Source organism: Bacillus cereus group sp. Bc031 (genome assembly GCF_027716265.1).
Taxonomy (GTDB): domain Bacteria; phylum Bacillota; class Bacilli; order Bacillales; family Bacillaceae_G; genus Bacillus_A; species Bacillus_A paranthracis.
In genome coordinates this window covers 1-26,204 of sequence record NZ_JAQFUL010000071.1, presented here as the reverse complement: position 1 = coordinate 26,204, position 26,204 = coordinate 1, and the positions used below count along the sequence as shown (strand labels likewise).

Genomic DNA, 26,204 nt, shown 5'->3' with positions numbered 1-26,204 from the left:
TGTCTTTTTTAAATAAATAGTACTTTGATAACTAAAAATTCTGTTGTTTTTCAGTTGACATACTACCGCAGGTCTTTGTTTTCAATTTCTACTTATATATTATCAGAAATTTCTACACAAAACACAATATAAAGAGTTAACTTGTTTCATAAAATAGTATGATAAACAAAAAAGAACTCATACTTTCGTATGAGTTTCGTACAATTACTTTGTTTCATCTCTCATGCTCAATGTACCTAAACTTTCATTTGCTTTAAAATGGTTATATGCTTTTTCCGCTAATCTTTTCCGTTCTTCTGATAATTCTATATATTTCATTACGTTTTCAATTATTTTTTCATACGGAGTAAATACAATACCCGGCCAATCTATTTCGTCCTCTGGGTTGCTATTTTCCGAAATAATAAATTTCTTATTTGCCACTGCATAAGAAACTCGAGGAGTTTCAAGAATACCAGATAAGTAAAAGTGGATATTTAATATAATTTTAGACCTGGCAATTAACTCATTTCTAACAATTCCCCATGCATTATTTTTAAAAACAATATTTAAATTCGGGGCAACGACTTTTAATTGATCCAATATAGCTTGCCGCCTTGGGTTAAGAGCACCTATAAACAGTATATCAATGTCTTCAATTAATTCTTCATCAAATGCATCTTTTTTTATTTCTAAAGTTGGTGCATAGTTCATGCCTACATGTTTTATTTCTTTTCCTACTCCTCTTTGTTTTAACCATTCTATATTTTGTTTACTATAATCCCAAATTTCCTTATCTTTTAATAACATTAAATAAAGAGGATGCGCATAAGGGCTTCCTTCATATAGCTGTTCTAAATTATAAATAATTGCATTTTTCGGAAGGAGATGTGGGCTATGTGCATATGTATGCGCTCCAAAAACAATTGTATTCCCCACATTTTCGAGTATTGTTTCTGATATGATTGCTGTATTTCCCTCTTGCTCCAATCGCCATTTCAAAGCTCGCGCAACATCTATAAAACTACCATACGTCTTTGGGCATATAAACAAACAATAATCATATTCTTTATTCAAATAAGCTTCCATTAGCCTTAAATTATTCTTATATAAATCTACATCCGGATATTTCAGTAAAAGATCCTTTGCATGTTTTTTTGCTACTTTATATAGTCCAGCATAATAAGCAGCAATGCACCTTCTTAATTCAATTCTTTGCTGATGTTCATCTGATACGTCCATGTTTAACAGAAGATTTGCGATACAATACGCTTTTAAATGATCACGATCATAATAATAATCTAGTAGTGGCAACAATTCTTCATACGTATTTCCATGCACAGATTCTCCTAGTTCTAGCGCCCATCGTATTAATTCCATTATTACTCCACTACTCCTTTAACCGAAATTGTATTTAATAAAATTTCGCATTACTTTCTACCATATTTGCTATATGCAACGGTAACTCATCTTTTTTCGATTCCAAAAATTTTTGTGACACTGCACCTAAATGCTTTTTATGTGGTATATAAAAAGCATTTACAGAAATCTCATAGTCAAATAAGTAATCATACACATGATAATCTACAAATAGAAGATCATTTTTCGGAAAAGGAATTTCCTTCCCTTGCAGGGCATACATCAAAGCAATATTATTTTGAGATTTTAATCGATACATTCTTGCAAGTTGATATAATGGCTCAGCCCTAGTTGGTCTATATTCCCACGCTTTTTGAAAATAAAGAACAGCTAATGCTGTATATTGCTCTTCTTGTTTCTTAGCATTTTCCTTTTCATCCACTTCTGTTACTTCAAGTTGTTTATTTGCTGAACGAGTTGCTAATTGTTCATAACAAAATCCTATTCGCAATAACGAATAAAATACCTCTTCAACCCATCCCCCTGCTTCCACTCGTTTTTTATACCATTTAATCGAATCTTCAAATTGACTTAAATGAAAATACGTTTGGGCTAAATAAAATAAATATCTTATATGCAAATCTGGCGTAGTTTCTGGATCACTCAGCCCTTGTAACAACAGCCTCTCATCTCTTTCAAATTTATCCGCTTTACTCCCACCATCACCAGGGTCATTAACGACAAGCGTCTCCAGTCTAGCTACTCTCGTATTGTAATCCTCTCCAACTTTGGAACGATCTATATCCCAATACTCATGAGTAACACCGACTGATTTCCATGGTAAAGACGCTTTTAAAAGCCGTGTAAGCCAATACTTAATATGAATATCATATTGTAATGTAAGATAATGGTCTTCCGTTAAGCTCGTTTTATCGAAATTCGGATCAACCTCTAAAATCATATCCGCATCTAATATTAATAAATAATCTGCTTCTGGGTATGTTTTTTGCGCTAACGAAACAGCTAAGCTTCTGTTATAACCAAAGTTTTTAAACGGCTCATGATGAACCGTCCCAGGTATCTCATTTTCCTTACACCAATTTTCAATAATTTCAGGCGTATGATCAGTTGATCCAGTATCACAAATAGAAACAAAATCTACAATTGATTTCGTAGCATTTAAACATCTTTCCATAATTCTAGATTCGTTTTTAACAATCATACAAAGACATAACTTTTTTTCTTCCCCTGCATTCTTCACTTGCTCATTTCCCATTTAACCACCTCATATTTTTTTAACACGCTCTCTCCATATGTAACATCATTTCTTAGCTACACTGATGACATAATCATTCTTTTACTATTTATGAAAACTTCATTTTATTTATTCTTATTTTTATGTTGGGACATATTTCATGCAGCGCTTTATACTTAATACAACCAATACAAAAAACATAATGCGGGAATCCGTACATTTCAAAGTCTAAGAGGAGGTTATATTTTGTTGGATTACATTTGGCTAGATGACAAATCACCAATTTTAGAACAACTACCAAGCACCTTTAAATCTGCAGCTATATTGCTACACCCTTTTGTCCAAATGCCTTTAGAATGGGAAAAGTCTGTGAGAAAAAAACTATATGAGCACATCTATCCTAGCGCTGAAGAAATCATTCATAATGGGAAATCCGTTTCTTGGAAGGAAATGATGTCTTATAGTGGATTACCTTCATACGCAGAATTAGCAATGGCCATGTTGACTTCCATTGGTGCTTTTACAGAAGAATATAAAAGAGAGGATTTAGCTGAAAAACTACATTCAAACTTAAAAGAAGATCTTTATTATCCAACAGAAGATTATACGTCTATATTTTTATTACATAAATTACTTAAACTCCTCGGTTCTAAAGGTGCAAAAAATTTATATTTCTCTGAACCAATTCTTGATACAAACGGATTATTAGAAGTAGATAATACTACTCCATTAGATATTTGGGACATTAGCAATAATGAGTTAATTATTACTAGCGAAGACAATGAGTATGCGTTTATGAGTATATTCGATTCCTTTACAACCTTATTATTAGCTAAAGAAGAAAATATAGAATATATTATTCAATCAATGAACGTTGAAGCTGTCATTTGTGACAAAAAAACGATGATTGATTGGTATTTTTAAATTAGTAATTTCTTAAACTATAAAAAAGAAACTTGCGCTTATGCACAAGTTTCTTTTCAAAAATCATCCTCTATTTTTTCACAACTTCATGCCCACCGAACTGATTACGTAATGCTGAAACTACTTTTCCATGGAATGTATCATCTTCCTGAGAACGATAGCGCATAAATAATGACATAGCAATAACTGGTGCTGCAGCTTGCAGTTCAAGTTCCGTTTCAACAGTCCATTTTCCTTCTCCTGAAGAGTTCATTACACCTTTAATGCCATCTAGTTTCGGACCTTCTGCAAATGATTTTTCAGTTAAGTCCATTAACCAACCACGGATAACGGATCCGTTCGTCTATAAATATCATGCCCATTCATATGTTGTAATAAATCTTCCGCTTGTTTCGTACTGCGATTATCTGCCCAAATAATAGAGCGCGTTAACGGCGCACCGTTTTCATCTACTACAATTAATGCGTGCATAGCTGTACTAATACCGATTGAAGAAATATCTTCTGGTAATACATTACCTTTCCTATGGAAACGCTTACACTTTTATATACAGCGGCACATATTACATCAGGATCTTGCTCAGCCCATCCTACATTCGGTTGAATAATTGGGTAATCGATTGCATGTGATGCAATGACTTTTCCTTTTTCTGTGAACACAACCATTTTTGCACTTGTGGTACCGATATCAATCCCGATTACTCTCCCCCTTGTTTCCATGCGAATCTTCCCTTCATTTCTAGCAAAATACGATTTAGTAAACCATTTACATGAATTAGTATATAAAATTTTTTCATAACAAAAAAATAAATCCCCTCATTCCGTTTCATTTACATACTCTATGTAGCTTTTCCGTCCGGTAAAATTGCATCATATTCGTTTTGCAACACACTTTTTTTCTAGTTTTTCGGTAACTATTTTTTTAGCTTAATGGGTATGTTGTTCGTTGTACAAGACCTACATTTTAGTAATATTTCGTAAGGTATTAGGAGATAAAAATGTTTAAATTCCTTGACCAAATTGTAGTAATAGATTAGATCAAAAAACGCCATCCTTTCCTATGATTCTATAGAAAGAATAGCGTTTTTTTCATTTTAGGTAGAATTTTATTTTGTTAACTTGATGATACTGTGCTTCTATCCCACATCGTCTCTAATTTGAAAACATTTATTCCATTTAATAATCCTTTAATGAAAATAACCTAACTGACATATTCAAACAACTCTATTGACACTTAACACTACACTTCATTAAGGTACATTATTCTAAATTTATTGATGTAGTTGAGATGGACTCACTTTTTGAATTTGAACAAGTATATCAAACGCTTTACCTAATGATATATCAACTGTTTTTGGTATATCAGGCCCTTCGGTAGTTACTCCAGCGAAAATTGGATGTTGTTCGTTCAACCAAGTTTTTGTCACGCCGTTTGCCTTACGTAAATCAATAAAAAATTGATTTTTTTTAACTTGTCCAAAGATGTAGTTATAACTGTTTGGATCATCTGATTTTAATATTCCATATGGGCCAAATTCACCATCGCTATTCTTGACATTGTATTGTCCTTCATAAACTGACGTTCCAATAGATACGTACCGTTTTCCGTAATACTCTGCTAAATACTGCCCAGCTACTTTAGGGTATACAAAAGGAAGCATATTTGTTTTCGAAACGTGGCCATTATGCCCCCATACAATAGTTTTTCCTAAATGTTCTTCAGTCCACTTTGCATTTTCATACATTGCGATATCATGTTTCAAATATAAATCAGATGGTTTATCAGGAGGTGACGTTAACATTGTAGTAAACTGTTCAATAATACGAGCATTTTGTTTTATCCATGCGAACTCTTTAGATTTCCCATTTAAATAACTTTTATTTTCCTCTAATAAAGCACTAATTTGTTTAGCATCTGAAATATACTTTTCTTTTTCTTCTTTCGTAAGGCTTTCAAAAGTATTCATATCCTTTGTTACAGGAATAAGACCTTTTATCTTCTCTTCTACCCTCGGCACAAGTTTTGAATTGGTTCTTTTAATATATTCTATTATATTATTATAAACATTCTCGTTTACTGATTGAATGTCCATCCCGATGATACGCACTTTAGATTTATGTTTTGGATTAGCATTATATTGCCGAATCCAATTAAGTAAATCTAACATTTCTTTCGTCTTAAATACAGGTGATAGATGTTGACTTGGATCTCCCTTACCAGTAAGAACATATCGATCAAGTTCTAAAGCTTTGTCCCACCCCTCTTCTAAAACTAGGTTGGTAAAACCCTTTTCAGATACTAAATAATTTACAATACGGTTTTTCATCGTAAAAACTTCATGAGCCCCATGCGTAGCTTCACCTAAACCTACAATTGAAGCTGAACCCACCATATTTTTAAATGATTTTAAATCATTAAAAGGTGTATTTGGATTTGTTGTTTTTAAAGGCTTCGCGTGCATTTCTAACCATTCCGCTATTTGATTTTTATTGTAGGGAGCTGTAACAGAAACTCCTGTTTTCGAGTCTGCATAAGTACTTCCTACAAAATTAGTCAGTATTATAGCAGAAACACCAAGTGCAGTAATCATTTTCTTTTTCATAAAACCCTCCTGAAATATTTACTTAAAACGATAGCGTTCTTTTATACTTAATTACGATTATTAAATTTTTTTAGAGCAAGTTGTTTTTTGCACCAAAATGATATATTTTAAACTATAAACCTATGACAAAACTTATCCATTTCGCCTTTTTGCCTACTTCCTAAATTCAGCAAGTAAAATACTTTTAAAAGGATCAGGATTACTAAAGTTAAAGCTGTTCAAATTGACGGCCAATGTATGCTTGCCTCCAAGTGTTCCACCAACAAAAGTGGAAAACCCTAGAACGCTACCTCTGTGTCCCCATACCGAGACACCGTTCGGAAGCTTAAATTCAACGATTCCAAGACCATATCCCGCTCCTTCTCTATCTGTAGGAACTGTAGTAAGCATTTGTTTTAGTTGCTGTTCCTTCAGTAATTTACCACTAAGTAAGTAAGAGAAGAATTTATTTAAATCGTCAGCAGTAGAAATTATATCTCCATCCGAGCTACCTGGGTTCATATATGTAACGTCTTTTAGCTCACTTGCTCCGTCTAGTTGGAAATAGCCACGGGCATGCTTAGTGCCTGGAATCACGCTTGAATTACCAGGTAGGAATGTATTTGACAAATCAAGCGGTTCAATAATCCGATTTTCAACCTCTTCCGCATAGCTGTTGCCAGTTACTTTTTCAATAAGGATCCCCAGTAATACGTATCCTGTGTTTGAATAAGACCAACCCTTTCCCGGGGCAAAGTCTGGGGGAAGAGAAATCCCCATCTTTACAAATTCTTCAGCCGTATACGATTTTTTTATATCCGTAATATCGAAGTCTTTTGAATTTATATAGTCAGCAATACCACTTGTATGATTCAATATTTGCCGGATTGTAATCTGGTTACCATCATATCCGTTTCCTTGAATGACACCAGGCAAGCATTTTTCAATGGAGTCATCTAGATTCAAACGGTTCTCTCCAGATAATTGCAGTAGCACTGTTGCAATGAACGTTTTCGTCACACTGCCAATACGAAAGCGAAAATCTGCTTTCATTGGTTTCTTAGTTCTCACATCTGCTACCCCAGCGGTATAACTCCAAGTTTTACCACCCTTAGAAATTTGAGCGAGTATTCCTGGGTATCCAAGTTGTAGTGCATCTCGCATTGCTTTCTTAACGGAAGTACGATCGCTTTGCGTACTTGTTTGTAAAGAACTAGATACATTTTGCGACGATTCTGCTTTTACAATTGAGGCTGGTGTTATGTATAACAGGGAATTCCCAGCTATTAATAATGCTAGACTTCCACATATAATTTTACTGCGTGTTTTCATAAAGCATTCCTCTCCTCTATTTAAATTGTATTAATGATTGATAGGTCTAACCACACAGCTATCAACTCTCCCCATGATAAGGGGCAATACTAAATTTGCAATCATCTATAGACCAATTATTTCTTCAAACAACTCTCTGACCTAATAAATGATTAATCCCTCTTCTTCAGATATCTGTTAACTTCTATAATTTCTTCTTTTCTTCCATAGCGTTTTATTAATTAATTTGTTTTTATATAAATAGATAGTAACTACTCCCCCTCCCGTTCTTCTCTATATTTTGATCATACACATTGAAAATCTCTTTTTTCTTACTCCTTCCTTACAAATTCCTTACGTTCCAAACCACTTCTATATTTCGGTGGTTTTTGTTTTAAGAAAACTTAGTTCTATTAACTTGGTAACATTGGAATAACACCAAATGCCAATCAATTGAAGTAAAGTAAATGCTTCGAAAATGGGAATATTGGGAATTTCTCTTGATGGACATAGAAATCCGGTCCTCAATATAGAGATTTCCTTATGTAAGTATCTTCCGTATTATAATTATAAAACTTAATTAATTTCTTATTTTTCAGAAAAATATAAAAACATCCCGGAATTTATTGTATAATGTTGTAAAAAGATGTCGGAGGGATTTAATGTTACATAAAATATCTCAATTCACAATTAAGCTTTCATCAATTCTTTTATCACTTTTACTATTATTAAATTTACCTTATTTATTTATCACTCAAAATGGATTTACCTTTCAACCAATTCTTTTTTTTAACCAGATTGTTACTATGTTAAAAGATGTTTTCTCCCCTGAATCATTAGTAGTGATAGGATCAGATCCGAAATTTGGTAGTTTCAAAAAAATACCCTTATTCCCAACTGTTTTAGAACCTTACCTATATTCATTTACTGTATTATTTTTAGCCTTTTTACTTGCGCTCTTTCTATCATCCAGCATGGCATTTTTTTATTTTTTAGCAAAAGATTATATAAAAAAATGGATAAACCGAATTGTGTTCATATTAGAAGCTGTCCCTGATATGATGATGATGATTTGTTTGCAAATATTTTTCATATGGGTACTTAGAAAATTCGGGGAAGCTCCTTTCACCATTATTTCTTTTAATGAAAATCGAGCTTATTTACTCCCAATTGTATCTTTAGCAGTCTTACCTACATTACAAATGTTTCGAATGATGGTGTTATACATAAAAGAAGAACATGGAAAAGATTATGTAGAGGTTGCCTATGGAAAAGGCCTTTCATCAAGTTATATACTATGCATTCATTTATTCAAAAATATATCTATCCACTTCTTCCACCATTTAAAAACGATTTTTGTTTTCTTACTTTCTAATTTATTCATTTTAGAATTTGTTTTTAATATGGAAGGCATTATTCAATTCTTATTTAATAAGGCGTTTATTTCACCTCCAGCTGCATTTATCATACTGGTTATGATTATCTTACCGTTTTATACTATTTTTCAAATAATCTCATTCATGATGAATAGATGGCAAAAGCACTTGAAAGGAGTAGCATTATGAAATCTATTTGGAAATCAAAACGCTTTTTAATCGGCTTTACTTATTTATTTATACTTATTTCAGCCAGTTTTATTTATAGTTGGTTCTTTAAAGATAACATCCCAAAACCTCCTCAGTTACTTTACAATGACAATAACGAATTACTTGGAAAGGCCCCCTTTCCGCCATCGTTAATTCCGCCTTTTGGATCTGATCGTTTTGGAGAGTCTGTTTTCTTACAAATTATAGAAGGAGCAAAATTTACTATTTTATTAGCCGTGGCAATTAGCTTCTTTCGAATTTTATGCGGAACATGTATAGGAATTCTCTTAAGTTTATATGCTCCAAAATTCAAGAGATTTTTCCAAGCATGCTCAGAAGTTTTTTATTATATTCCAACTCTATTTATCGCATTCATACTCATCACGCCCGTTAATATTGTAATCACATCAAATGCTGATGGGTTAGATCCAAATATTTCATTTACGTTTTATCAAGTACTCGTACTTATTTTCGTTGCTCTGCCTACACTTTCTTTATATATATCCTCAGAGGTTGATGAATTTATGAAACGAGATTACATTTTAAGTGCACAATTATTAGGTGCTAGCCGTTTTCATATTATGAAAAAACACTTACGAGTCTTATTACTTGACCGCTTATTTGTATTATTTATGGAACATATCGTCCAAACACTCATACTCGTTATCCATTTAGCGTTGCTTAACATTGTAATTGGTGGGATACAAATGCGTGAACTGTATGACGGAGTGCTCAAACCTGTTTCTCTATCTAATGATTGGGCAGGCCTTATTGGCTTAAATCGTAATGAAATGAATCTTTCATGGTGGATCATTTTTTATACTCTCGCTTCATTCTTTATTACGATTCTATTTATTAAGCTTATGACACTCGGGATTCAAGATACACTGAAAGCAAGAGATTCGCAAACTGTAGCAATTCAAACCGTTCCTGATCATAAAAAATTTGTTAAACATAAAGATTCTTTTTCTTTTGCAAATAAAGTGAACCTTTAATCCTGTCTCATTAATCAAGTATGGATTGGCATTGATATTAGTAGAATATAAAAAAGATGATCCCTATTGCATACAGGGATCATCTTTTTATGCAGTCTAACTTTTTTACATGTACTTTGTTAGACTCATATTTTTTATATTTAATGTGAATTATTTGCAATCACAATTATGCTGTTTAAAATCGATTACCATACGTCCTTGAATTCGACCTTGTTCCATTTCTTCGAATACATTTTGTACTTTATCTAGAGAACAAGTTTGAACAACAGGCACTACTTTTCCTTCTGCACCGAACATAAATACCTCTTCTAGATCCTTACGAGTACCGACTAGAGAGCCAACCACTTCAATTCCATCTAGTACAAGTCGCGGAATGTTTAAATCCATCGTTTCTACTGGTAAACCTACTGCAACGACTTTACCACAAGCACGTACTGCATCAACTGCAGAGTTGAATGCTACTTTTGAAACAGCTGTTACTACAGCAGCATAAGCACCACCAAACTCATCTTGAACAATCTTATCAGCAGGACCTTGAGAAATTGGATTGATTGTCATATCAGCTCCAACCTCTTTTGCTAAGGCTAATTTATCGTCATTAATATCTACTGCAATTACCTTTGCACCAAATACGTTTTTAGCATATTGAATAGCTAGGTTACCTAATCCACCACAACCATAGATGACGATAGGTTGGCCAGGTTTAATATTTGATACTTTTATAGCTTTATATGTAGTTACACCCGCACATGTGATTGATGATGCTTGAGCTGGATCTAATCCTTCTGGTACTTTCACCGCATAATCAGCTGTCACAATACATTGTTCAGCCATACCACCATCTACTGAATAACCAGCATTCTTAACTTCACGGCAAAATGTTTCCCTACCTGTTACGCAATATTCGCAACGCCCACAAGATTGGAACATCCATGCAATACTTACACGGTCTCCCACCTGTAGTGACGTAACATCATCAGCAATCTTCGTCACAATACCTATACCCTCATGACCAAGAATACGGCCATCTGTGTTTCCAAAATCATGATTTGCAACGTGTAAATCAGTATGACAAACTCCACAATACTCTACATCTACTAGCGCTTCACCTGAGTGTAACGGACGTAATTCTTTTTCAATAATTTCAATGTTTGCTTTACTATTTTTATTAACTACTACTGCTTTCATATGTGATCTCCCCTTTAGTGTTTTAGAATTTTTCATGAGTTCATCTCACAACTTCTGTCTTCACTAGTTTGGCTAATCATTGTGCCAAGTTTAAGTGTTCAATCATCATTACATGTTCATCATAACATGACACTTCAAAAACAAATTGTGAAATTATGAACAATGTTTGAATTGTTGTATAAATCGTTTTATATTTTTTTTAAATGAGAGTCATCACTGGCTATAAGTAAGTCACATATTTCTACAAGAAAATAAATAAACAAACTATTCACTAATAAAAAAAGGGCTGTCTCATAAATCTCTTTCGAAGTAAGATCACATGAAATTGAAAAGGCAGAAACGTTATAAAATCAACATTTCTGCCTTTCACTTTTTATAAGATTCTGGCTAAAAAGCACCTTTTGAGACAGCCTCTTTTTTATATTCGTTTCATCGAAATTGTTTCACGAATACTTTGTAGATTTTGCAACGTTTCTTCTTAGCGTTGTAACGATAACCCAACGTACAAAGTATCTAATAAACTTAACTGCGCTAATCTTGATGAACTTGCTTCTGTGCGGAATTCCGTTTCACGTGTTGAAGTGTATAATGTAATATCAGCCAGTTGAATTAATGCCGATTTCTGATAACTCGTAATCGCAATAATTTTAGCTCCTCTTGCTTTCGCTACTTCTAACGCTTCCAGTAACCCTTTATTGCTACCAGAATGAGAAATGCCGATAACAACTGAATTTTTCGAGAGCAAACCAGCTCCTATAATTTGAAAATGCGAATCAGTATGAGCGATACATGAAATACCCGTTCTCATAAATTTATGATATGCATCCATCGCAATAATACCAGAACCACCATTTCTGTAAAACTTGATTCGATTTGCTTCTTACAAAGCTTTTACAGCTTGCTCTAATGCCGTATCATTTAACAAATGCAATGTATCTTGTAGTCCTGTAATATGTGAATGAAAAACTTTTTAGCAACAGTTACCATACTATCTTCTGCTGATACTTCTTCATGAATATTTTGCATCGGTGTATGGACAATTTCACGAGCTAATGTAATCTTTAAATCTTGGAATCCTTGCCAACCGAGGTGTTTACATAAGCGAAATATCGTAGCCTCAGAACTATTCGTAACTTCTGCTAACTCAGTAATAGATCTATGTACAACATCTTGTGGATGTTTTAAAATATGTTCAGCAATACTTCGCAATTCCGGTGATAAACCGTTTAACGAAGCTTGAATCTTTCCAATCCCACTTCTTGTACCAGGCATAGCATATCTTCACCTTCCATCGTAGCTTTATCCCGTAAAAAAACAATTGGTGTGGGCTAATAATCAGTGGGGATAGACCCTCCACGGATTAAAATTTCATTTTATTGTACATAATTATTGAAAGAAGAAAAACCTTTATTAAACTTAACTATAACATTTTAATTGCTCCTATGTATTCTGTCATACTATACGAAACATTTATTCATACTTATTATTATTTTCCCCATGTTTCACTGCATACAATGCAGCTTGCGTACGATCATCTACTTCTAATTTAGCTAAAACATTTGAAACATGTGTTTTTACAGTTTGTTCTGTAATATGAAGCACTGCTGCAATTTCTTTATTACTTCGCCCTTTCGCAATTTCACGAAGTACTTCTTGTTCTCTTTTCGTTAACATAGAAAAAGGGTTTTCTTTCTTGACTACTGATCGTCCTAATAGTGCTGGTGTTACTTTCGGATGAAAATTCGTATTTCCTTCATGTACTGCAATAATAGAAGCTACAAGTTGCTCAGGTTGTACTTCTTTTAATTGATAACCATCTGCTCCGGCTTCAAGTGCTGGTAAAACATAATCTTGCTCTGAAAAACTGCTTAATATTAGTATCTTTATCGTTTCATCATATTGTTTTATTTGTTTTGCTGCTTCGATGCCATCCATCTTCGGCATTGATAGATCCATTAATACTACATCTGGCCTTTTTGTTTGGACGAATGTTAACGCATCTTCTCCATTTTCTGCTTCCCCAACAATTTCAAATTCTTCTCTCGTTTTCAAAAAAAATACAAGTCCTCTTCGAACGATATGATGATCCTCAACTAGTAGTAATTTAATTTTCAACCTTCTTCTCCCCTTCAAACTGGCAATTGAATTTCAATTTTCGTACCCTTTTTCAGCTCCGTTTTTATTTGAAATGATCCCCTCATTAACTGAATACGTTCCTTCATACTTTTTAAACCGAGTGCTGACTCTCTTACTTGCTCTTGTATAAATCCTATTCCGTTATCCTCTATGTAAAAATACAACTGGTTATCTTCTATTTTTAAAAGAACATGTACCTTTTCACATGAAGCATGTTTTTTACAATTATGTATCGCTTCTTGACTAATACGCCATAAAACTTCTTCTATTTCATCACCAATTGAAACCATTCCATCAATTCGAACTTCCACGTGAATCCCTAACAACTTTCCGTAATTTTTAATTGCTTCAGCTAACCCTTTCTCTAATCCTTCCGGTCTTAATTGCCAAATCAAAAGTGTCATCTCTTGTAATGCTTCCTGTGATAATTCTCCAATATAGCTCAACATCTCTTGCAAGTCTCTATCTTGCGTCATATTTAGAGTACCTTTTGCGGTTAACATGATAGAAAATAACAATTGTTTTACTGAATCATGTAAATCACGTGCAAGTCGATTTCGTTCAGCTACTACTACATATTTACGTTCTTTTTCCACTAGCTGAATACGTTGGATTGTCGTCCCTATTTGAAATGCAATTGATTCTAATAATGCTAATTCTTCCTCTGAAAAATGTGTTTTTTGAGGCGCGGCCACATTTAAGAGACCAAACTTCTCCGATCCAGACCTAAGGGGAATTGTCGCATGGTGCGTAACATTTTCGGTATCTCCCCAATTACACTCAATCGCATCCTCTATTCGCTTACATTCAATAATATTTGTCGCTTTTTCCAATCTGCCATTTACAAAACGCTCTACACACCAGCAATCTCCTTCACACATCGGCTTCTTCTCTTGCCACGTAAGAGCTGGCGGTAAGTTTTGATCTACAAGCATACGGTGTTTTCCACTTTCATCAATAAAAAAGATCCAGCCTGTTTGTAATTTCATAACTTGTAACAAAGTATGTAACACTTTTTCTAACATGTCTTGTAAATTTGTTGCTTCATTTAATAATTCAGCAATTGCTTTTAATGCCTCTAAACGATGCATCTCTTTTTCTTCAAAGTTCATTTTCATCACCATCTACCATTATAACATTAAGAAATTTCTAAATTCTACAAATTAAAAAGAACTGAATTCCTTCAGCTCTTTTTTATATCAATCATTTTATTATTATTTTTCTATCCAATGCTGAAAGCAGCATTTCCGTTACCAAACTATTCTACTTTAGCTATCCGATAAAGATTGTCCACCTTGGCTATGCTGTAAACTTTCAGTAGTAACAAGCATATTTACTGCTGGCATTTGCACTTGATTCTTATGGAACATAGACATTAATTCAAATCTTACTTGTCTAGAAGTTTCAAAATAATCTTCTGGCTTTATTAAACCTGTAATACAAAATTCATATCCAACGTATTTCAGATTCGGGTTTAAATCTGTAACACCTACATATTTAAAAGGTTCAACAGCTTCATCCTCTACTTTATAAAGACTTGGGGCCAACTTTTCATTACAATTCACACAAACTTCCTCTAACAATTCCTTAACTCTTGTCGGATCTTCCTGATAACTTACCGTAATTCGTTCAATTACGCGCATCCAGCCTTTATTAAAATTTTGTATCGTTCTAATCTCTCCGTGTGGTATGGTAAGGAGTTTTCCTGACCATTCACGAATTTGCATAAAACGAATACTAATTTCCTCAATCGTTCCTGAGTTTGTTCCGTTAAAAGTAACAAAATCGCCAACACGAAACTCTTTGTCCGCTAATCTCGCAAAGCCTAATATAACATCTTTCAGCATCTGTTGTGCAGCAAAACCGATAACAACCCCCGCTATCCCTGCACCTGCAATGATACTTTTTATATCTACAAATTGGCTAATTAAATATATGATTAGACTAATGATAATGATATATCTAAAAATAGATCGAATCACACTTTGAATCGTTTGCTCTACCTCTTCATCAAAAAAGCTTGATTTCCTAAAAAACCAATCAATAATGCGGTTTATGACAAATGAAATAATGATTAGGACGAAAGCAAATAGTAAAAATCTTAAAAGTAAAAACTCTCTTACATAATTAAAAAATTCTTCAGTATACGTTAATAAACTCATCTAACCACTTCCTTACTAATTAAAAAATTCATAATCGTCTCAGTTTATTCTAGGAAAATCTATTATCTTCTCTAAAACGTCGCTACCCTTACTATGTATTTTGACTTTATTACTAATTCACTTTAAACAGTATGTCTAGATGTTCTTTTCCTTTCCCTTTAAATATACCCTTTTTAATAACCTAAAGGGAGCTAATCGTGAAATTTTTTAAGCGTTAAAACTTTATTCTACTCATTACGATTTCAACTAATTTATTCATTAACTAGATAAAAAAAGAGCTGAATTTATCAGCTCTTTTATTCGATATTAATTGTTGTTTTACTGTTTTTTTCTTCTTTCAATTTTGGCAATTCAATTGTCAGTACGCCATCTTTATAATTTGCTTTAACATTTTCTTCCTCAACTCGTTGAAAATTAAAGCGTCGAGTTACAGAACCTATAGAACGTTCTTTACGAATATATATGCCATTCTCATTTTTTTCTTCTACTTCATTATGATTAGTTGCTTGAATTGTTAATACATCTTGTTCAAATTCAACTTGAATGTTTTCTTTTTGAAAACCCGGTAAATCTGCTTTTACTGTATATTTATCAGACTGTTCATGAACATCTACTTTAAAAGTATCCATGTTCATCGGTTTAAAGAAAGCATCTGTCATCCCTTCTAATAAAGAAGGCCCAAAATCAAAAATACCATTTTGACGTTTTGTTATCTCTGGAAATAAATTACGCATATTTTTTCCTCCTTATTATTTATGAATGAAAGATTATTTCTGCCTTTATTATAACATTTGGTCAAAAAAGGTCAAAGATTTTGTTTGACCTTTTTTGATGTATATTTTACCAAATAAAACAAATAAGTTATATGACTTCTCTCCCTCTTATAAAGAGGAAAATATTCACATAACAACGAATAGTATATTTGCTCTTATTTTTTCTTACGGAGGTTACATACAATGGGGTATATTGAAGAACTTAGAAAAGTTGTCGGATCAAGACCACTCAATCTAGCAGGAGTTGCTGTAGCTGTTTTCAATGAACAAGGACAAATATTACTTCAACAAAGGCGAAATGGTATTTGGGGTGTTCCTGGTGGATTCGTTGAACTTGGTGAATCAACAGAAGAAGCTGGGAGACGAGAAGTGTTCGAAGAAACAGGGATTGAAATAGGAACCTTACAGTTAATAAGCGTATTTTCTGGAAAAGAATTTTTTGTAAAATTACCAAACGGGGATGAGTTTTATCCTATAACAATCGCATATCTTTGCAAAGACATTAAAGGCGGCTTGCTAAAAGCTGATGGGATTGAATCATTAAGTGTCCAATTTTTTGATTTTGATAAGCTACCAGAAAATATTAGCCCATTTATAAAAAAATTAATTGAGCAAAACCTCGTCTCAATTTAAACGTAAAAAGAGACCTTTTTTAAAGGCCTCTTTTTTTACTTCACTTCTGCGTTTAAACAAGATTTAAAATGCCCAAGTGCAAATTCATGCCCTTGCGCATTAAAAGATGCAATCGCCTTTTCATAAACTACAATTTTAAACCCTTTATTATAAGCATCTACTGCTGTATGAAGAACACAAATATCAGTACATACCCCTACAAGGTGAACCTCTTCAATTCCTCTTTCTCTTAACTTCATCTCTAAGTCTGTTCCTGCAAATGCACTATATCGCGTTTTATCCATGTAATATACATTCTCTGCATTTTTATATGTTTCGTACACATCTTGTAATTCACCAAACAAATCTCTTCCATTTGTACCCGTTATGTTATGAGGCGGGAATAATTTTGATTCAGGATGATATACATCATTCTCTTCATGTTTATCAATAGCAAAGACAACGTAATCTCCATTTTCGATATATCGCTTCGTTATATGTACAAGTTCTTTCTCAATTTCTTGACCGGGTTTTCCGCAAGTTAAAGCACCTTTTTCCGCTACAAAATCATATGTATAATCAATATTTATAAGAGCTCGTTTCATTACTATCTCTCCTTCTCCTGTTTCACAGTAAACAATAGAAAATTTGTTATTACGACATCGTATGTACTATTCGACATTTCAAATGAAATACCTACATTTTTCTTCTGAAACTTACCTTATTCCGAGTTTATCATATAATAGCTAAACAATGGTAAAACAAATAGACCCTATCGATAAGTCATAAATTTGATAATGGAACGTAACTTGCATCATAAACCAAATTACTGACATCATCATATTAATCAAGAAGATACAAATACACCAGTTCACCTCTTCAACCGCTTTTTCTGTCATAGTAGTAACAAGTGGTCTCTTCCTAATTTAATCATATTAGAAAACGAAACAAGTGATTCACTATTACAACCTCTAGTATAAACAAAAAGTACACTACTTTTTGAGTAATGTACTTTTTATTCTTCTTATGACGCTGGTTTTGTTTCGAATGTTGCTTGATTAAAACTAATAACCTTTCCTTTCGGATCATTGTTTTCATACTGAACTGCCGTAATCGTATGACTACCTGTTTCAAGCGTCTTTTCTTTTAATTGTACTGTTGTCTGTGTTGTACTAGTTACTTGATATTTATCTGCAAACACTCGATCTACAAATACGAATGTTTCTTTATCATTTTGAAAATTAGAGAGCTCTAATTCAACGTGTTGAATTAAAGTATCCTTTTTAATGAATACAGCTGGTATATTACCATTCTCAGAAGTACCGTCTGGTGTAATAACTTTTACTTTTCCTTCTCCGACTGGCACTGCTCCTTCAGGAAATACTACTATATTCTCATTACTTGCGTTTACAACTCTTTCTTCCTGCTTTGATTGCGCACCTTCTTTTTCTTGTGGAGCGCCGCAACCGGCTAATAACACTACAGACAATCCAGTGATTATGAATTTTTTCAAAATTCATCCCCCCTGTCATTTCATTATAATTTATTATACAAAAATAACTTTTAAATTTTAAGACTATTTCCAACACTTTCATGAACAAATAGAATCTTGCTCACGATTAATGTATCATACTTTCCCTAATAGAACATTAATTTTTTTTATGAAATAAATAGTAATTCCCTCTTATCTATCATTTTAGCCTAACAGATTAATTACATACCTATCCAAAATAAAAAGACATTGTTTATTCAATGTCCTTTTATTTTGAGCTTTAAAAAACAAATGTTGTAATCTCATCTACTTCTTTTCTTGGAAGTTTCTTCGGCTTATCTTTCGGAAAACCGAGTGATATAACCATATTTATTTGCTTTTCAGGCTCAATTTGTAAATATTGTCGTAGTTCATCTTGAGCTAACAATACCGGTCCTGTCATTGGGCATGTACCAAGCCCCTTCGCATGTGCAGCTAACATTAAGTTTTGTGCCGCTAAACAGCTGCTCTTAATTCCTTCTTCTTCCCAAACTGAATCTGGAACAAAAGCAATCGGATCAAATATCTTTTCACGAAACTTTGATTCATATGGCGTTGCCAAACATACGATTAATACTGGTGCCTCCGAGAAAGCTGTTGCATATGGTCCAAAAGAACGTGTAAGTAATTTCCCTGCTTTCTCTTCTCCGGTTTCTGCCGCTTTTGCCGCAAGTTTATGTAATGCATCCCATGTCATTTGTTCAATTTCTTTAATTTTCTCTCGGTTCATAATGACCAAGAACTCCCAAGTTTGTGAGTTCGTATCACTCGGTGCATAACGAGCACAATCAATAATTTCTTTTATATCACTAGTGGATACTTCTTGTTCTGTGAACTTTCTAACACTTCGTCTACCGTGAATTACTTCTTTAAAATCTTCATAATTCATACATTAAATCCCCTTTTTACAGCGTTTTCAAATCTTGTCCTATCCTTGAATTATATCATGAAAAAAAGCTGGAGTAATACCAGCTTTTTTCTTCAATATTAGTTCGTAACTTTAAACAAACGAATACTTTCTTCATATGCAACTTGGAGTTTCTTTGTAATCGGTCCTCTTTCGCCGTTCCCGAACTGCTCGTCACCAATTTGAACGACTGGGAATATTTCAAGTGGCGTCGCTGTGAAGAAGCATTCATCGGCCTCATACACTTCTTGAAGTGGAAATTCTCTTTCTTCTACTTCAATATGTAACTCTTTCGCTAATGTAATAACATAGTGACGTGTAATGCCGTGTAGAATGAAATTGTCAGCCGGATGTGTAATCAATTTATTATTTTTCACCATAAAGAAATTTGAATGACACCCTTCCGTTACAATTCCATCTCGTACTAATATCGCTTCTTGATAGCCTTGTTCGTTTATTTTATTTTTAATCATAATATTAGGTAGCAGGTTTAAGGATTTTATATGACAGAACTTCCAGCGTATATCCTCTTCTACAGTAACTTTTATTCCTCGTTCCATAGAAGCAATTGGTCGTGGAAAAGAAACAATGTTTGCAAAATATGTTGGTTGCATATTTGACTCATATACATGATTACGTGCTTGAACCCCTCTTGATATTTGCAAATATACATTCCCATCTTCCTGAAATTTATTTTTTTCAATCATTTGATATAACTCTTCCATTAACTCTTCCTTAGTAAACGGTGGAATTAATTTTATTTCTTCCATAGAATGAAAGAATCGTTCTAAATGTAAATCTAATAAATGTGGCTTCCCATCATATAGTCTGAATACCTCGTATATACCATCACCAAATTGAAAGCCTCTCTCCTCTAATGGAATCATCGGCTGTTCTTCCTTCGTATTTACAATTCTTCCGTTAAATAAAATCCAATCTTTATGAGTAGCTTTCATTTATTCCCACTCCTTTATTTCATGATTGTTTTAATTGTACAACTTATGCACGATCAAAAGAAAGAATTTTCTGTATTTTAACAAAATAAAAATTGCATCACCTATTTAAAGTGATGCAATTTTTATTTACTTCAGAAAATATTTTTCAATATCATCTAACATAAGATTTGCAGCTACAATACCACCTGCTGTATTCCAAATCACTTCATCTACTTGGAATACTTTATTCTCTTTAGAAGCCTGCAGTTGTTTAAAGAGTGGATCTTCTGTCCATTCTTTTGCTAATGTATTTCCTTCATTATTCTTATCCGCGTCTTTATCAGATGTGAAATAGAATAAATAATCCCCGTCCATATTTGGAATTTGCTCTTTTGTAATTCCTTTAATTGCAAATTCATCTTTATCTTGTAATGGTGGTCGTTTAAATCCAATATCATTTAATACAACACCTGAGAATGAATTTTTTTGATAAATACGAACGTCACCAGGGACGAAACGAATAATAGAAACTTTAGAGTTAACTTTATCACCTAATTTTTCTTTTATTCCTGCAATACGCTTTTTATAATCATTAAGAGCATTTTGCCCTTCTCTTTCTTTATTTACAGCTTTCGTATAAAGTGTAAAGTTTTCTTTCCAATCACCGCGTAATGTTTCAGCATATACTGTTGGCGCGATTTCTTTTAATTGTTCGTATATTTTTTCGTGACGCATTTTATTTCCGATAATTAAATCCGGCTGAAGCTTCATTACTGCTTCTAAATTAATGTCACGCTCAGTTCCTACTACTTTCGTATTTTTTAACCCTTTCGCTAAATGAGGATACCATTCATCACCAGCTCGTGGTTTCGTCGTTCCAACCGGCGTTACTCCAACAGATAAAAGTGCCTCAGCGCCCTCATTTGTTAAAACAACAACTCTTTTTGGCGTACCATTTACTGTCGTTTCGCCCATTGCATGTTTTATCGTATACGAATCTTTTGCTTTAGCTGATGTCTCATTTTCTTTCTTCTCTTCTTTACTACACCCTGCGATTATGATCGTTAGTAGCATAACGCAAAATATAAGTATATTTTTAGTGCGTGTCATAAGTCCTCCTAGTTGAAATTGATTATCATTTACATCTTAAAGATTAATGTATATCTCATACATTGTCAATAGATATATCAGAAAACTTTTTCAATATATATAATTTAGACCTCATTTTTATTCAAACTATTTTTATATTTATTTGCTGCTCACATTTTTTATTCGTAACATGTGAAACATAAATGGACATAAGAAAGTAATTGTAAATCCAGTCAATACATAACGTAAATAATACATATCAGGTATGACTTTTTTTAATAGGAGCTGTACCACTAACAAAATACTAAGACCCAATACTGTTTTTACCACTTGCATTTTAAAATCATTACTTTCATTCATATTAATAAAATGATTCTCTAACATGATACCAATCGTAGAACCTGTCAAAACTCCTAGTAATTTAAGATTATCTACTTGGCTTGTCATAACATACATAATGAGTGAAACAGCCAATATAATTCGTTGTAACAATATAAATTTCCTATCACTTAATCCCATTGTTACCTTCGTATATAAATAAACAACTATGACACTAAATAAAACGGCACCTATTATATCACTGAGCCAATGTACACGTAAATATAGACGAGAAATAGAAACTAATATAATAAAAACAATACCAATCATCCAAATGATTCTCTTTTTATATAAAATCATAAATGAACCCCAAAACGTTGTTGCTAACTGCACGTGTGTACTTGGGAAAGAATAACTTGCAGCTGATTTTTCATATAAAGATTGAATTCCGTCGTATGTATACGGTCGCGGAATTTTCATAAATTCTTTTATCACTATCCCTATATATCCAGAGAAACAAAGCATAACAATCATATGAAATGCTTTTCTTTTAGAAACGCACCAATACGAAATTGAAATAACAATTAAATATAATGTTTCATTTGCAATAATAGATACAAGTTTAAAAAATGCTGTAAGTACACTTCCCTCCAGACTGATCATCCATTCAAGAAATAACATATCAATATTAAACATACAAACACGATACCTCCCTAAAATTTAATTCTGCTATTTTTTAGCACTTCATATAAAGTGAAACTTTAATCAGCCCTAACCAATCGGACTTTTATGGGCAGCCCAATCCCCATCTAACTTCTTTGCTTTCGTTGAATTTTGAGGTGTGGGTCTAACTGCCCATTAAAGCGAGACAAACTAGTTGATTAACATTTCCAATTTATACACCCACTTACGTTACAGATTAAGAATATATAGTACCACATACTAAAAACAGATAATATGTTAAATCCTCTAATCATTTTTATAAATTTCAATGGAATTTTGAGTTTTATATACAAAGCCATTACAATTACAAATTAAAAAACCGCCTTATGTAAGGCGGTTTCTATCATTTTGTTTTAACCAATTTAAAATAAATATATACGATTGATAGTGAATATAACGTATGCAAAATAAAAGAAATAAAAGGGCTATTCCAGTGGTACTATACAGCAAACCAAACTTCAAAAAAATATTTAACAGCGGTGGAAAGTTCGTTATGTTTTGTAATGTAAGTAGCATACAAAACAAAAGGAAAAACACTGGGGCATATTGTAATTCATATGGCTTTCTCTTCTTATTCATTCTTTTTCGAATAAGCATATGGCTTAGCTCCGCTACTAAAAAACATCCTCCAATTAATACAAGACCAGAAGTCATCGTCATACACCCACCTGCCTTATATTTATCCCGCATAACTACTCATCGTTATATTTTCTTCACATATATTCCGTCTTCCACATTAAATCCAAAGCTCTCTATGAAAGATTTCGCTTGTTCTGTTAATTCCGTTTGTAATAGCTTTATCTCTTTCACATTTCTTTCTTTCATCATCATTTCAAATGTAAAATACGTATTTGTCCCATAACCGTAACTTTGATAATCAGAGTGAATAATTAACTGAGATAAAACCGCAGTCTCCCCTTGAACACGATAATCTATTACACCAATATATGTATCATCGACTTTCACACAATACTGTACCTGTTTCTCACTTAAACTATGTGAGTAAAACATTTCTTTAACAACGCTTTCATTTTCTACAGTTACTTTTTCAAACGTAATCATATGTTGTCCATCCTTTTACTATTATTGTATCAATAATACGTCCTATTTATGAAAAAAACCTTAAGACCATATGCGATCTTAAGGTTTTTCTAATTAAACTAAGCTATACGCACGTTTCGTTTCTTCGTGGAACTTATTCGTATCGTATTTATGCTCAACATAAATTTGATGCCATACCATAAACGCAAGTACAGTCCAAATTTTACGGCTATAATCGCCTTTATCTGCACAATGTGCTTCCAGTAAGTTTAATACATACTGTTTGTCGATTAAATGCTCTGTTTTACTCTCGTTTATAATATTGATAGCCCAATCATGCATTTCGTCTTTTAACCAGTGACGAATTGGTACTGGGAATCCAAGTTTTTTACGATCTAATACGTGATCTGGAACGATTCCGCGTGCTGCTTCACGTAAAATAGCTTTCGTAGTTCCGTTAGCAATCTTAAATTCAGTTGGAATTTTAGATGCAACATCGAATACTTCTTTATCTAAGAACGGTACGCGAAGTTCTAATGAGTTCGCCATTGTCATTTTATCAGCTTTTAATAAAATGTCACCGCGTAACCAAGTGAACATGTCAATGTATTGCATTTTGCTTACATCATCATAATCTTTAATTTCGTTATACAATGGTTTCGTGATATCCATATAGTTAACACTTTCATTGTAATACTTCATTAATTCAGCTTTCTCTTCTTCACGGAAGATTTTCGCGTTTCCATAGTAACGCTCTTCAATTGGCGTACATCCACGCTCTAGGAAGCTCTTTCCTTTAAAGCCTTCTTTAAGAGCACCACTTAGTGCTTTTAGAACGCTCTTACCTGGGCTAGGAATGTAAGAGAACATTTTCAGTGAGTTTGGCTCACGATAAATGTTATAACCACCAAATAGCTCGTCTGCACCTTCGCCTGAAAGAACAACTGTTACATGCTTACGTGCTTCTTTTGCAACGAAGTACAACGGTACAGCTGCTGGATCTGCTAAAGGATCATCCATATGCCAAATGATTTTTGGGAACTCATCCATAAACTCTTTCGCTGAAATGAATACGTTATGGTTTTTAACACCTAATTTCTCAGCAGTTTCTTTCGCAACATCAACTTCACTGAAACCACGTTGCTCAAAACCAACAGAGAATGTTAAAAGATTTGGATTCATTTCTCTTGCGATAGAAGCGATGATAGATGAATCGATACCACCAGATAAGAATGAACCTACTGGTACATCACTGCGCATATGCACTTTTACTGAATCATATAACACATCACGAATTGCTTGGATATGCTCCTCTTTCGTTGCACTTGAAGCATTGAAATAAGGTTTCCAGTAGCGATGGATTTCCATCTCTTTACCGATTTCTTTTACGAAATAATGACCAGGTTCGATTTTATTAACATCAATTGTTAATGTTTCTGGCTCTGGACCATATTGGTACGTAAAGTAATGTTGTAATGACGTTCGGTTAACGCCTTTATCTTCCATCACATGCATAATACTTTTCTTCTCAGATGCGAAGAATGTAGTATCACCTTGTTGTGCGATGTATAAAGGTTTAATACCGAAGTGGTCACGTGCACCGAAAAGTTTCTTTTCTTCACGATCCCAAATCATAAATGCAAACATACCACGAAGGTAGTCTACACATTTTTCTTTCATATGTGCATACAATGCAATGATAACTTCTGTATCAGATTGCGTTGCAAACGTTGCACCTTTTTCAAGTAACATTTCACGTAATTCTACATAGTTGTAAATTTCACCATTAAAAATAATTACATATCGATCATTTTCATAAGTTAGCGGCTGATGTCCTGCCTCTAAGTCAATGATACTTAAACGGCGGAAGCCAAATTGTACATGCTCATCACGAAAATATCCTTCGTCATCTGGACCACGGTGGAAAATCATCGTGTTCATATTTTCAAATTGATGTTTTTCTGTTTCTGAAAACTCTCTAGGGTTTTCACATAAACATCCTACAAAACCACACATACTTCTTACCCTCTTTCAGTTTTCATTCTGTCTCTATACTACTATATCAACCCTATTTATACTAGCATAATCAACTGAATATGGCGACCAAAAACTATAAAAAAATCACTCCATTTCACATTTTTAACAATTTTTTATGAAAACATGAAAATTAGGCAATCACCTTTCTCCGCTTTTGTCATATGATATTGCAAATTGATTTCTAGGAGGGAATACCATGAGTGAAGAAAAAAAAGACTCTTCTCGCCCACCGGTTCGCAATTATTTAAAGCAAATTGATGATTTCTTCGAGCAAACACCACTTCGCAATGTAATTGCTGATTTAAATCATTTTTTCCAAAAAGGAAATCGTTTATTAACATTCCCTGTAGATTTATATGAAGTTGGTGAAGAACTCGTTGTTACAGCTGAACTACCAGGTATACAAAAAGAACAAATTCAAATTGAAATACAAAGTGAATACTTAAAAGTCTCTGTAAAAGAAGAGATACTTGAAGAGGCTGAAGAAGAAACTTCTCATAACTATTATCGCCGAGAACGTTCTATTTCAGAAGCATCCAGATTAATTAAATTACCGTACTCCATTAATAAAAAAGCAGCAAAAGCTTCGTATCAAAATGGCGTGTTAGAAATTCGGGCTCCAAAACTTCCACAGCAACATGACATTTTATCCATAGATTAATGTAAAAAAGAAGGGTGCTTTAATCTAAAATGTACCCTATAGAATAGACACTTAAAAAAAAGTCTATTCTATAGGGTCTTTCTTGTATAATGAGAGAAAAA

Annotated in this window: 22 protein-coding genes and 4 pseudogenes; 5 read left to right on the top strand and 21 right to left on the bottom strand. The window is 33.3% G+C overall.

Going from position 1 to position 26,204, the window contains the following annotated elements; genetic code table 11:
• Window positions 1–204: 204 nt before the first annotated feature.
• Together PDQ33_RS22015 and PDQ33_RS22010 are read right to left on the bottom strand one after the other, a co-directional pair.
• Window positions 205–1,359 carry a hypothetical protein gene (locus tag PDQ33_RS22015; protein WP_000420435.1) on the bottom strand — a complete coding sequence of 385 codons (1,155 nt, stop codon included), beginning with the start codon at window positions 1,357–1,359 and terminating at the stop codon, window positions 205–207.
• Between the two features lie 34 nt (window positions 1,360–1,393).
• Window positions 1,394–2,614, bottom strand: a complete 1,221-nt coding sequence (locus tag PDQ33_RS22010; RefSeq protein ID WP_270756595.1) for a tetratricopeptide repeat-containing glycosyltransferase — start codon at window positions 2,612–2,614, stop codon at window positions 1,394–1,396.
• Window positions 2,615–2,753: 139 nt separating this feature from the next.
• On the opposite strand from PDQ33_RS22010, the pseudogene PDQ33_RS22005 reads away from it, so the two are divergent.
• A pseudogene (locus PDQ33_RS22005) lies at window positions 2,754–3,517 on the top strand (DUF2711 family protein).
• Between the two features lie 70 nt (window positions 3,518–3,587).
• Here PDQ33_RS22005 and PDQ33_RS22000 read toward each other — a convergent pair.
• The 4 genes and pseudogenes from PDQ33_RS22000 to PDQ33_RS21985 form a co-directional block, all read right to left on the bottom strand.
• Window positions 3,588–3,857, bottom strand: a pseudogene (locus PDQ33_RS22000) (hypothetical protein); the annotation flags it as partial.
• A pseudogene (locus PDQ33_RS21995) lies at window positions 3,854–4,236 on the bottom strand (FGGY family carbohydrate kinase); the annotation flags it as partial. The pseudogenes PDQ33_RS21995 and PDQ33_RS22000, both read right to left, overlap by 4 nt.
• Before the next feature lie 551 nt (window positions 4,237–4,787).
• Window positions 4,788–6,119, bottom strand: coding sequence for an erythromycin esterase family protein (locus tag PDQ33_RS21990; RefSeq protein ID WP_076872726.1), 1,332 nt, complete (start codon window positions 6,117–6,119; stop codon window positions 4,788–4,790).
• A gap of 153 nt (window positions 6,120–6,272) precedes the next feature.
• The gene (locus PDQ33_RS21985) at window positions 6,273–7,430 is read right to left on the bottom strand and encodes a serine hydrolase domain-containing protein (protein WP_061130877.1); all 1,158 of its coding nucleotides are present in this window, start codon (window positions 7,428–7,430) and stop codon (window positions 6,273–6,275) included.
• 641 nt (window positions 7,431–8,071) lie between these two features.
• Here PDQ33_RS21985 and PDQ33_RS21980 point away from each other — a divergent pair.
• Both PDQ33_RS21980 and PDQ33_RS21975 read left to right on the top strand, forming a co-directional pair.
• The gene (locus PDQ33_RS21980) at window positions 8,072–8,974 is read left to right on the top strand and encodes an ABC transporter permease subunit (protein WP_000902489.1); all 903 of its coding nucleotides are present in this window, start codon (window positions 8,072–8,074) and stop codon (window positions 8,972–8,974) included.
• On the top strand, window positions 8,971–9,990 hold the full coding sequence (locus PDQ33_RS21975; protein ID WP_270756596.1) for an ABC transporter permease: 1,020 nt from the start codon (window positions 8,971–8,973) through the stop codon (window positions 9,988–9,990). The genes PDQ33_RS21980 and PDQ33_RS21975 overlap by 4 nt, the downstream gene beginning before the upstream one ends.
• 150 nt (window positions 9,991–10,140) lie before the next feature.
• On the opposite strand, the gene adhP is transcribed toward PDQ33_RS21975, so the two are convergent.
• The 6 genes and pseudogenes from adhP to PDQ33_RS21945 form a co-directional block, all read right to left on the bottom strand.
• Window positions 10,141–11,178, bottom strand: a complete 1,038-nt coding sequence (gene adhP / locus PDQ33_RS21970; protein WP_270756597.1) for an alcohol dehydrogenase AdhP — start codon at window positions 11,176–11,178, stop codon at window positions 10,141–10,143.
• Between the two features lie 478 nt (window positions 11,179–11,656).
• Window positions 11,657–12,450: pseudogene (locus PDQ33_RS21965) on the bottom strand (MurR/RpiR family transcriptional regulator).
• 198 nt (window positions 12,451–12,648) lie between these two features.
• Window positions 12,649–13,293, bottom strand: a complete 645-nt coding sequence (locus PDQ33_RS21960; RefSeq protein WP_061130875.1) for a response regulator — start codon at window positions 13,291–13,293, stop codon at window positions 12,649–12,651.
• Window positions 13,294–13,307: 14 nt separating this feature from the next.
• Entirely contained in the window at window positions 13,308–14,405 is a 1,098-nt protein-coding gene (locus PDQ33_RS21955) for a sensor histidine kinase (protein ID WP_142243845.1), read from the bottom strand.
• Window positions 14,406–14,582: 177 nt separating this feature from the next.
• Window positions 14,583–15,476, bottom strand: coding sequence for a mechanosensitive ion channel family protein (locus PDQ33_RS21950; RefSeq protein WP_061130873.1), 894 nt, complete (start codon window positions 15,474–15,476; stop codon window positions 14,583–14,585).
• A 296-nt stretch (window positions 15,477–15,772) separates the two neighbouring features.
• Window positions 15,773–16,210: an Hsp20/alpha crystallin family protein gene (locus tag PDQ33_RS21945; protein ID WP_001245061.1), complete on the bottom strand. Its 438-nt coding sequence runs from the start codon at window positions 16,208–16,210 to the stop codon at window positions 15,773–15,775.
• Window positions 16,211–16,432: 222 nt separating this feature from the next.
• Here PDQ33_RS21945 and PDQ33_RS21940 point away from each other — a divergent pair, with 222 nt between their 5' ends.
• Entirely contained in the window at window positions 16,433–16,882 is a 450-nt protein-coding gene (locus PDQ33_RS21940) for an NUDIX hydrolase (RefSeq protein WP_000540517.1), read from the top strand.
• Between the two features lie 35 nt (window positions 16,883–16,917).
• Here PDQ33_RS21940 and PDQ33_RS21935 read toward each other — a convergent pair whose 3' ends face one another.
• The 9 genes from PDQ33_RS21935 to asnB all read right to left on the bottom strand — a co-directional run bounded on the left by PDQ33_RS21935 (window position 16,918) and on the right by asnB (window position 25,421).
• Complete coding sequence (locus tag PDQ33_RS21935; protein WP_061130871.1) at window positions 16,918–17,466, bottom strand: cysteine hydrolase family protein; 549 nt, start codon at window positions 17,464–17,466, stop codon at window positions 16,918–16,920.
• Window positions 17,467–17,885: 419 nt separating this feature from the next.
• Window positions 17,886–18,374: a hypothetical protein gene (locus PDQ33_RS21930; RefSeq protein ID WP_270756599.1), complete on the bottom strand. Its 489-nt coding sequence runs from the start codon at window positions 18,372–18,374 to the stop codon at window positions 17,886–17,888.
• Window positions 18,375–18,633: 259 nt separating this feature from the next.
• Window positions 18,634–19,281: a nitroreductase family protein gene (locus PDQ33_RS21925; RefSeq protein WP_001105307.1), complete on the bottom strand. Its 648-nt coding sequence runs from the start codon at window positions 19,279–19,281 to the stop codon at window positions 18,634–18,636.
• 98 nt (window positions 19,282–19,379) lie between these two features.
• Complete coding sequence (dat, locus tag PDQ33_RS21920; protein WP_000648363.1) at window positions 19,380–20,255, bottom strand: D-amino-acid transaminase; 876 nt, start codon at window positions 20,253–20,255, stop codon at window positions 19,380–19,382.
• A 126-nt stretch (window positions 20,256–20,381) separates the two neighbouring features.
• A complete protein-coding gene (locus PDQ33_RS21915; RefSeq protein ID WP_061130869.1) occupies window positions 20,382–21,344 on the bottom strand; it encodes an ABC transporter substrate-binding protein in 963 nt (320 codons plus the stop codon).
• Between the two features lie 138 nt (window positions 21,345–21,482).
• Complete coding sequence (locus PDQ33_RS21910) at window positions 21,483–22,337, bottom strand: phosphatase PAP2 family protein (RefSeq protein WP_061130868.1); 855 nt, start codon at window positions 22,335–22,337, stop codon at window positions 21,483–21,485.
• A gap of 351 nt (window positions 22,338–22,688) precedes the next feature.
• A complete protein-coding gene (locus PDQ33_RS21905) occupies window positions 22,689–23,018 on the bottom strand; it encodes a hypothetical protein (RefSeq protein ID WP_000200476.1) in 330 nt (109 codons plus the stop codon).
• Window positions 23,019–23,066: 48 nt separating this feature from the next.
• Entirely contained in the window at window positions 23,067–23,426 is a 360-nt protein-coding gene (locus PDQ33_RS21900; protein ID WP_061130867.1) for a GNAT family N-acetyltransferase, read from the bottom strand.
• 93 nt (window positions 23,427–23,519) lie between these two features.
• Window positions 23,520–25,421: an asparagine synthase (glutamine-hydrolyzing) gene (asnB, locus tag PDQ33_RS21895; protein ID WP_270393313.1), complete on the bottom strand. Its 1,902-nt coding sequence runs from the start codon at window positions 25,419–25,421 to the stop codon at window positions 23,520–23,522.
• A gap of 217 nt (window positions 25,422–25,638) precedes the next feature.
• Here asnB and PDQ33_RS21890 point away from each other — a divergent pair, with 217 nt between their 5' ends.
• The gene (locus PDQ33_RS21890; protein ID WP_001288083.1) at window positions 25,639–26,103 is read left to right on the top strand and encodes an Hsp20/alpha crystallin family protein; all 465 of its coding nucleotides are present in this window, start codon (window positions 25,639–25,641) and stop codon (window positions 26,101–26,103) included.
• The last annotated feature ends 101 nt before the right edge of the window (window positions 26,104–26,204 follow it).

What these genes read in the sequence shown, in the direction of transcription:
- PDQ33_RS22015 (WP_000420435.1), bottom strand. Translation starts at nt 1,359, where the DNA reads ATGGAATTAATACGATGGGCGCTAGAACTAGGAGAATCTGTGCATGGA.
- PDQ33_RS21980 (WP_000902489.1), top strand. Translation starts at nt 8,072, where the DNA reads ATGTTACATAAAATATCTCAATTCACAATTAAGCTTTCATCAATTCTT.
- PDQ33_RS21910 (WP_061130868.1), bottom strand. Translation starts at nt 22,337, where the DNA reads ATGTTTAATATTGATATGTTATTTCTTGAATGGATGATCAGTCTGGAG.
- PDQ33_RS21990 (WP_076872726.1), bottom strand. Translation starts at nt 6,119, where the DNA reads ATGAAAAAGAAAATGATTACTGCACTTGGTGTTTCTGCTATAATACTG.
- PDQ33_RS22010 (WP_270756595.1), bottom strand. Translation starts at nt 2,614, where the DNA reads ATGGGAAATGAGCAAGTGAAGAATGCAGGGGAAGAAAAAAAGTTATGT.
- PDQ33_RS21955 (WP_142243845.1), bottom strand. Translation starts at nt 14,405, where the DNA reads ATGCATCGTTTAGAGGCATTAAAAGCAATTGCTGAATTATTAAATGAA.
- PDQ33_RS21935 (WP_061130871.1), bottom strand. Translation starts at nt 17,466, where the DNA reads ATGAAACGAGCTCTTATAAATATTGATTATACATATGATTTTGTAGCG.
- PDQ33_RS21915 (WP_061130869.1), bottom strand. Translation starts at nt 21,344, where the DNA reads ATGACACGCACTAAAAATATACTTATATTTTGCGTTATGCTACTAACG.
- PDQ33_RS21940 (WP_000540517.1), top strand. Translation starts at nt 16,433, where the DNA reads ATGGGGTATATTGAAGAACTTAGAAAAGTTGTCGGATCAAGACCACTC.
- PDQ33_RS21900 (WP_061130867.1), bottom strand. Translation starts at nt 23,426, where the DNA reads ATGATTACGTTTGAAAAAGTAACTGTAGAAAATGAAAGCGTTGTTAAA.
- PDQ33_RS21975 (WP_270756596.1), top strand. Translation starts at nt 8,971, where the DNA reads ATGAAATCTATTTGGAAATCAAAACGCTTTTTAATCGGCTTTACTTAT.
- PDQ33_RS21945 (WP_001245061.1), bottom strand. Translation starts at nt 16,210, where the DNA reads ATGCGTAATTTATTTCCAGAGATAACAAAACGTCAAAATGGTATTTTT.
- PDQ33_RS21905 (WP_000200476.1), bottom strand. Translation starts at nt 23,018, where the DNA reads ATGACTTCTGGTCTTGTATTAATTGGAGGATGTTTTTTAGTAGCGGAG.
- dat (WP_000648363.1), bottom strand. Translation starts at nt 20,255, where the DNA reads ATGAAAGCTACTCATAAAGATTGGATTTTATTTAACGGAAGAATTGTA.
- PDQ33_RS21985 (WP_061130877.1), bottom strand. Translation starts at nt 7,430, where the DNA reads ATGAAAACACGCAGTAAAATTATATGTGGAAGTCTAGCATTATTAATA.
- asnB (WP_270393313.1), bottom strand. Translation starts at nt 25,421, where the DNA reads ATGTGTGGTTTTGTAGGATGTTTATGTGAAAACCCTAGAGAGTTTTCA.
- PDQ33_RS21950 (WP_061130873.1), bottom strand. Translation starts at nt 15,476, where the DNA reads ATGAGTTTATTAACGTATACTGAAGAATTTTTTAATTATGTAAGAGAG.
- PDQ33_RS21890 (WP_001288083.1), top strand. Translation starts at nt 25,639, where the DNA reads ATGAGTGAAGAAAAAAAAGACTCTTCTCGCCCACCGGTTCGCAATTAT.
- adhP (WP_270756597.1), bottom strand. Translation starts at nt 11,178, where the DNA reads ATGAAAGCAGTAGTAGTTAATAAAAATAGTAAAGCAAACATTGAAATT.
- PDQ33_RS21925 (WP_001105307.1), bottom strand. Translation starts at nt 19,281, where the DNA reads ATGAATTATGAAGATTTTAAAGAAGTAATTCACGGTAGACGAAGTGTT.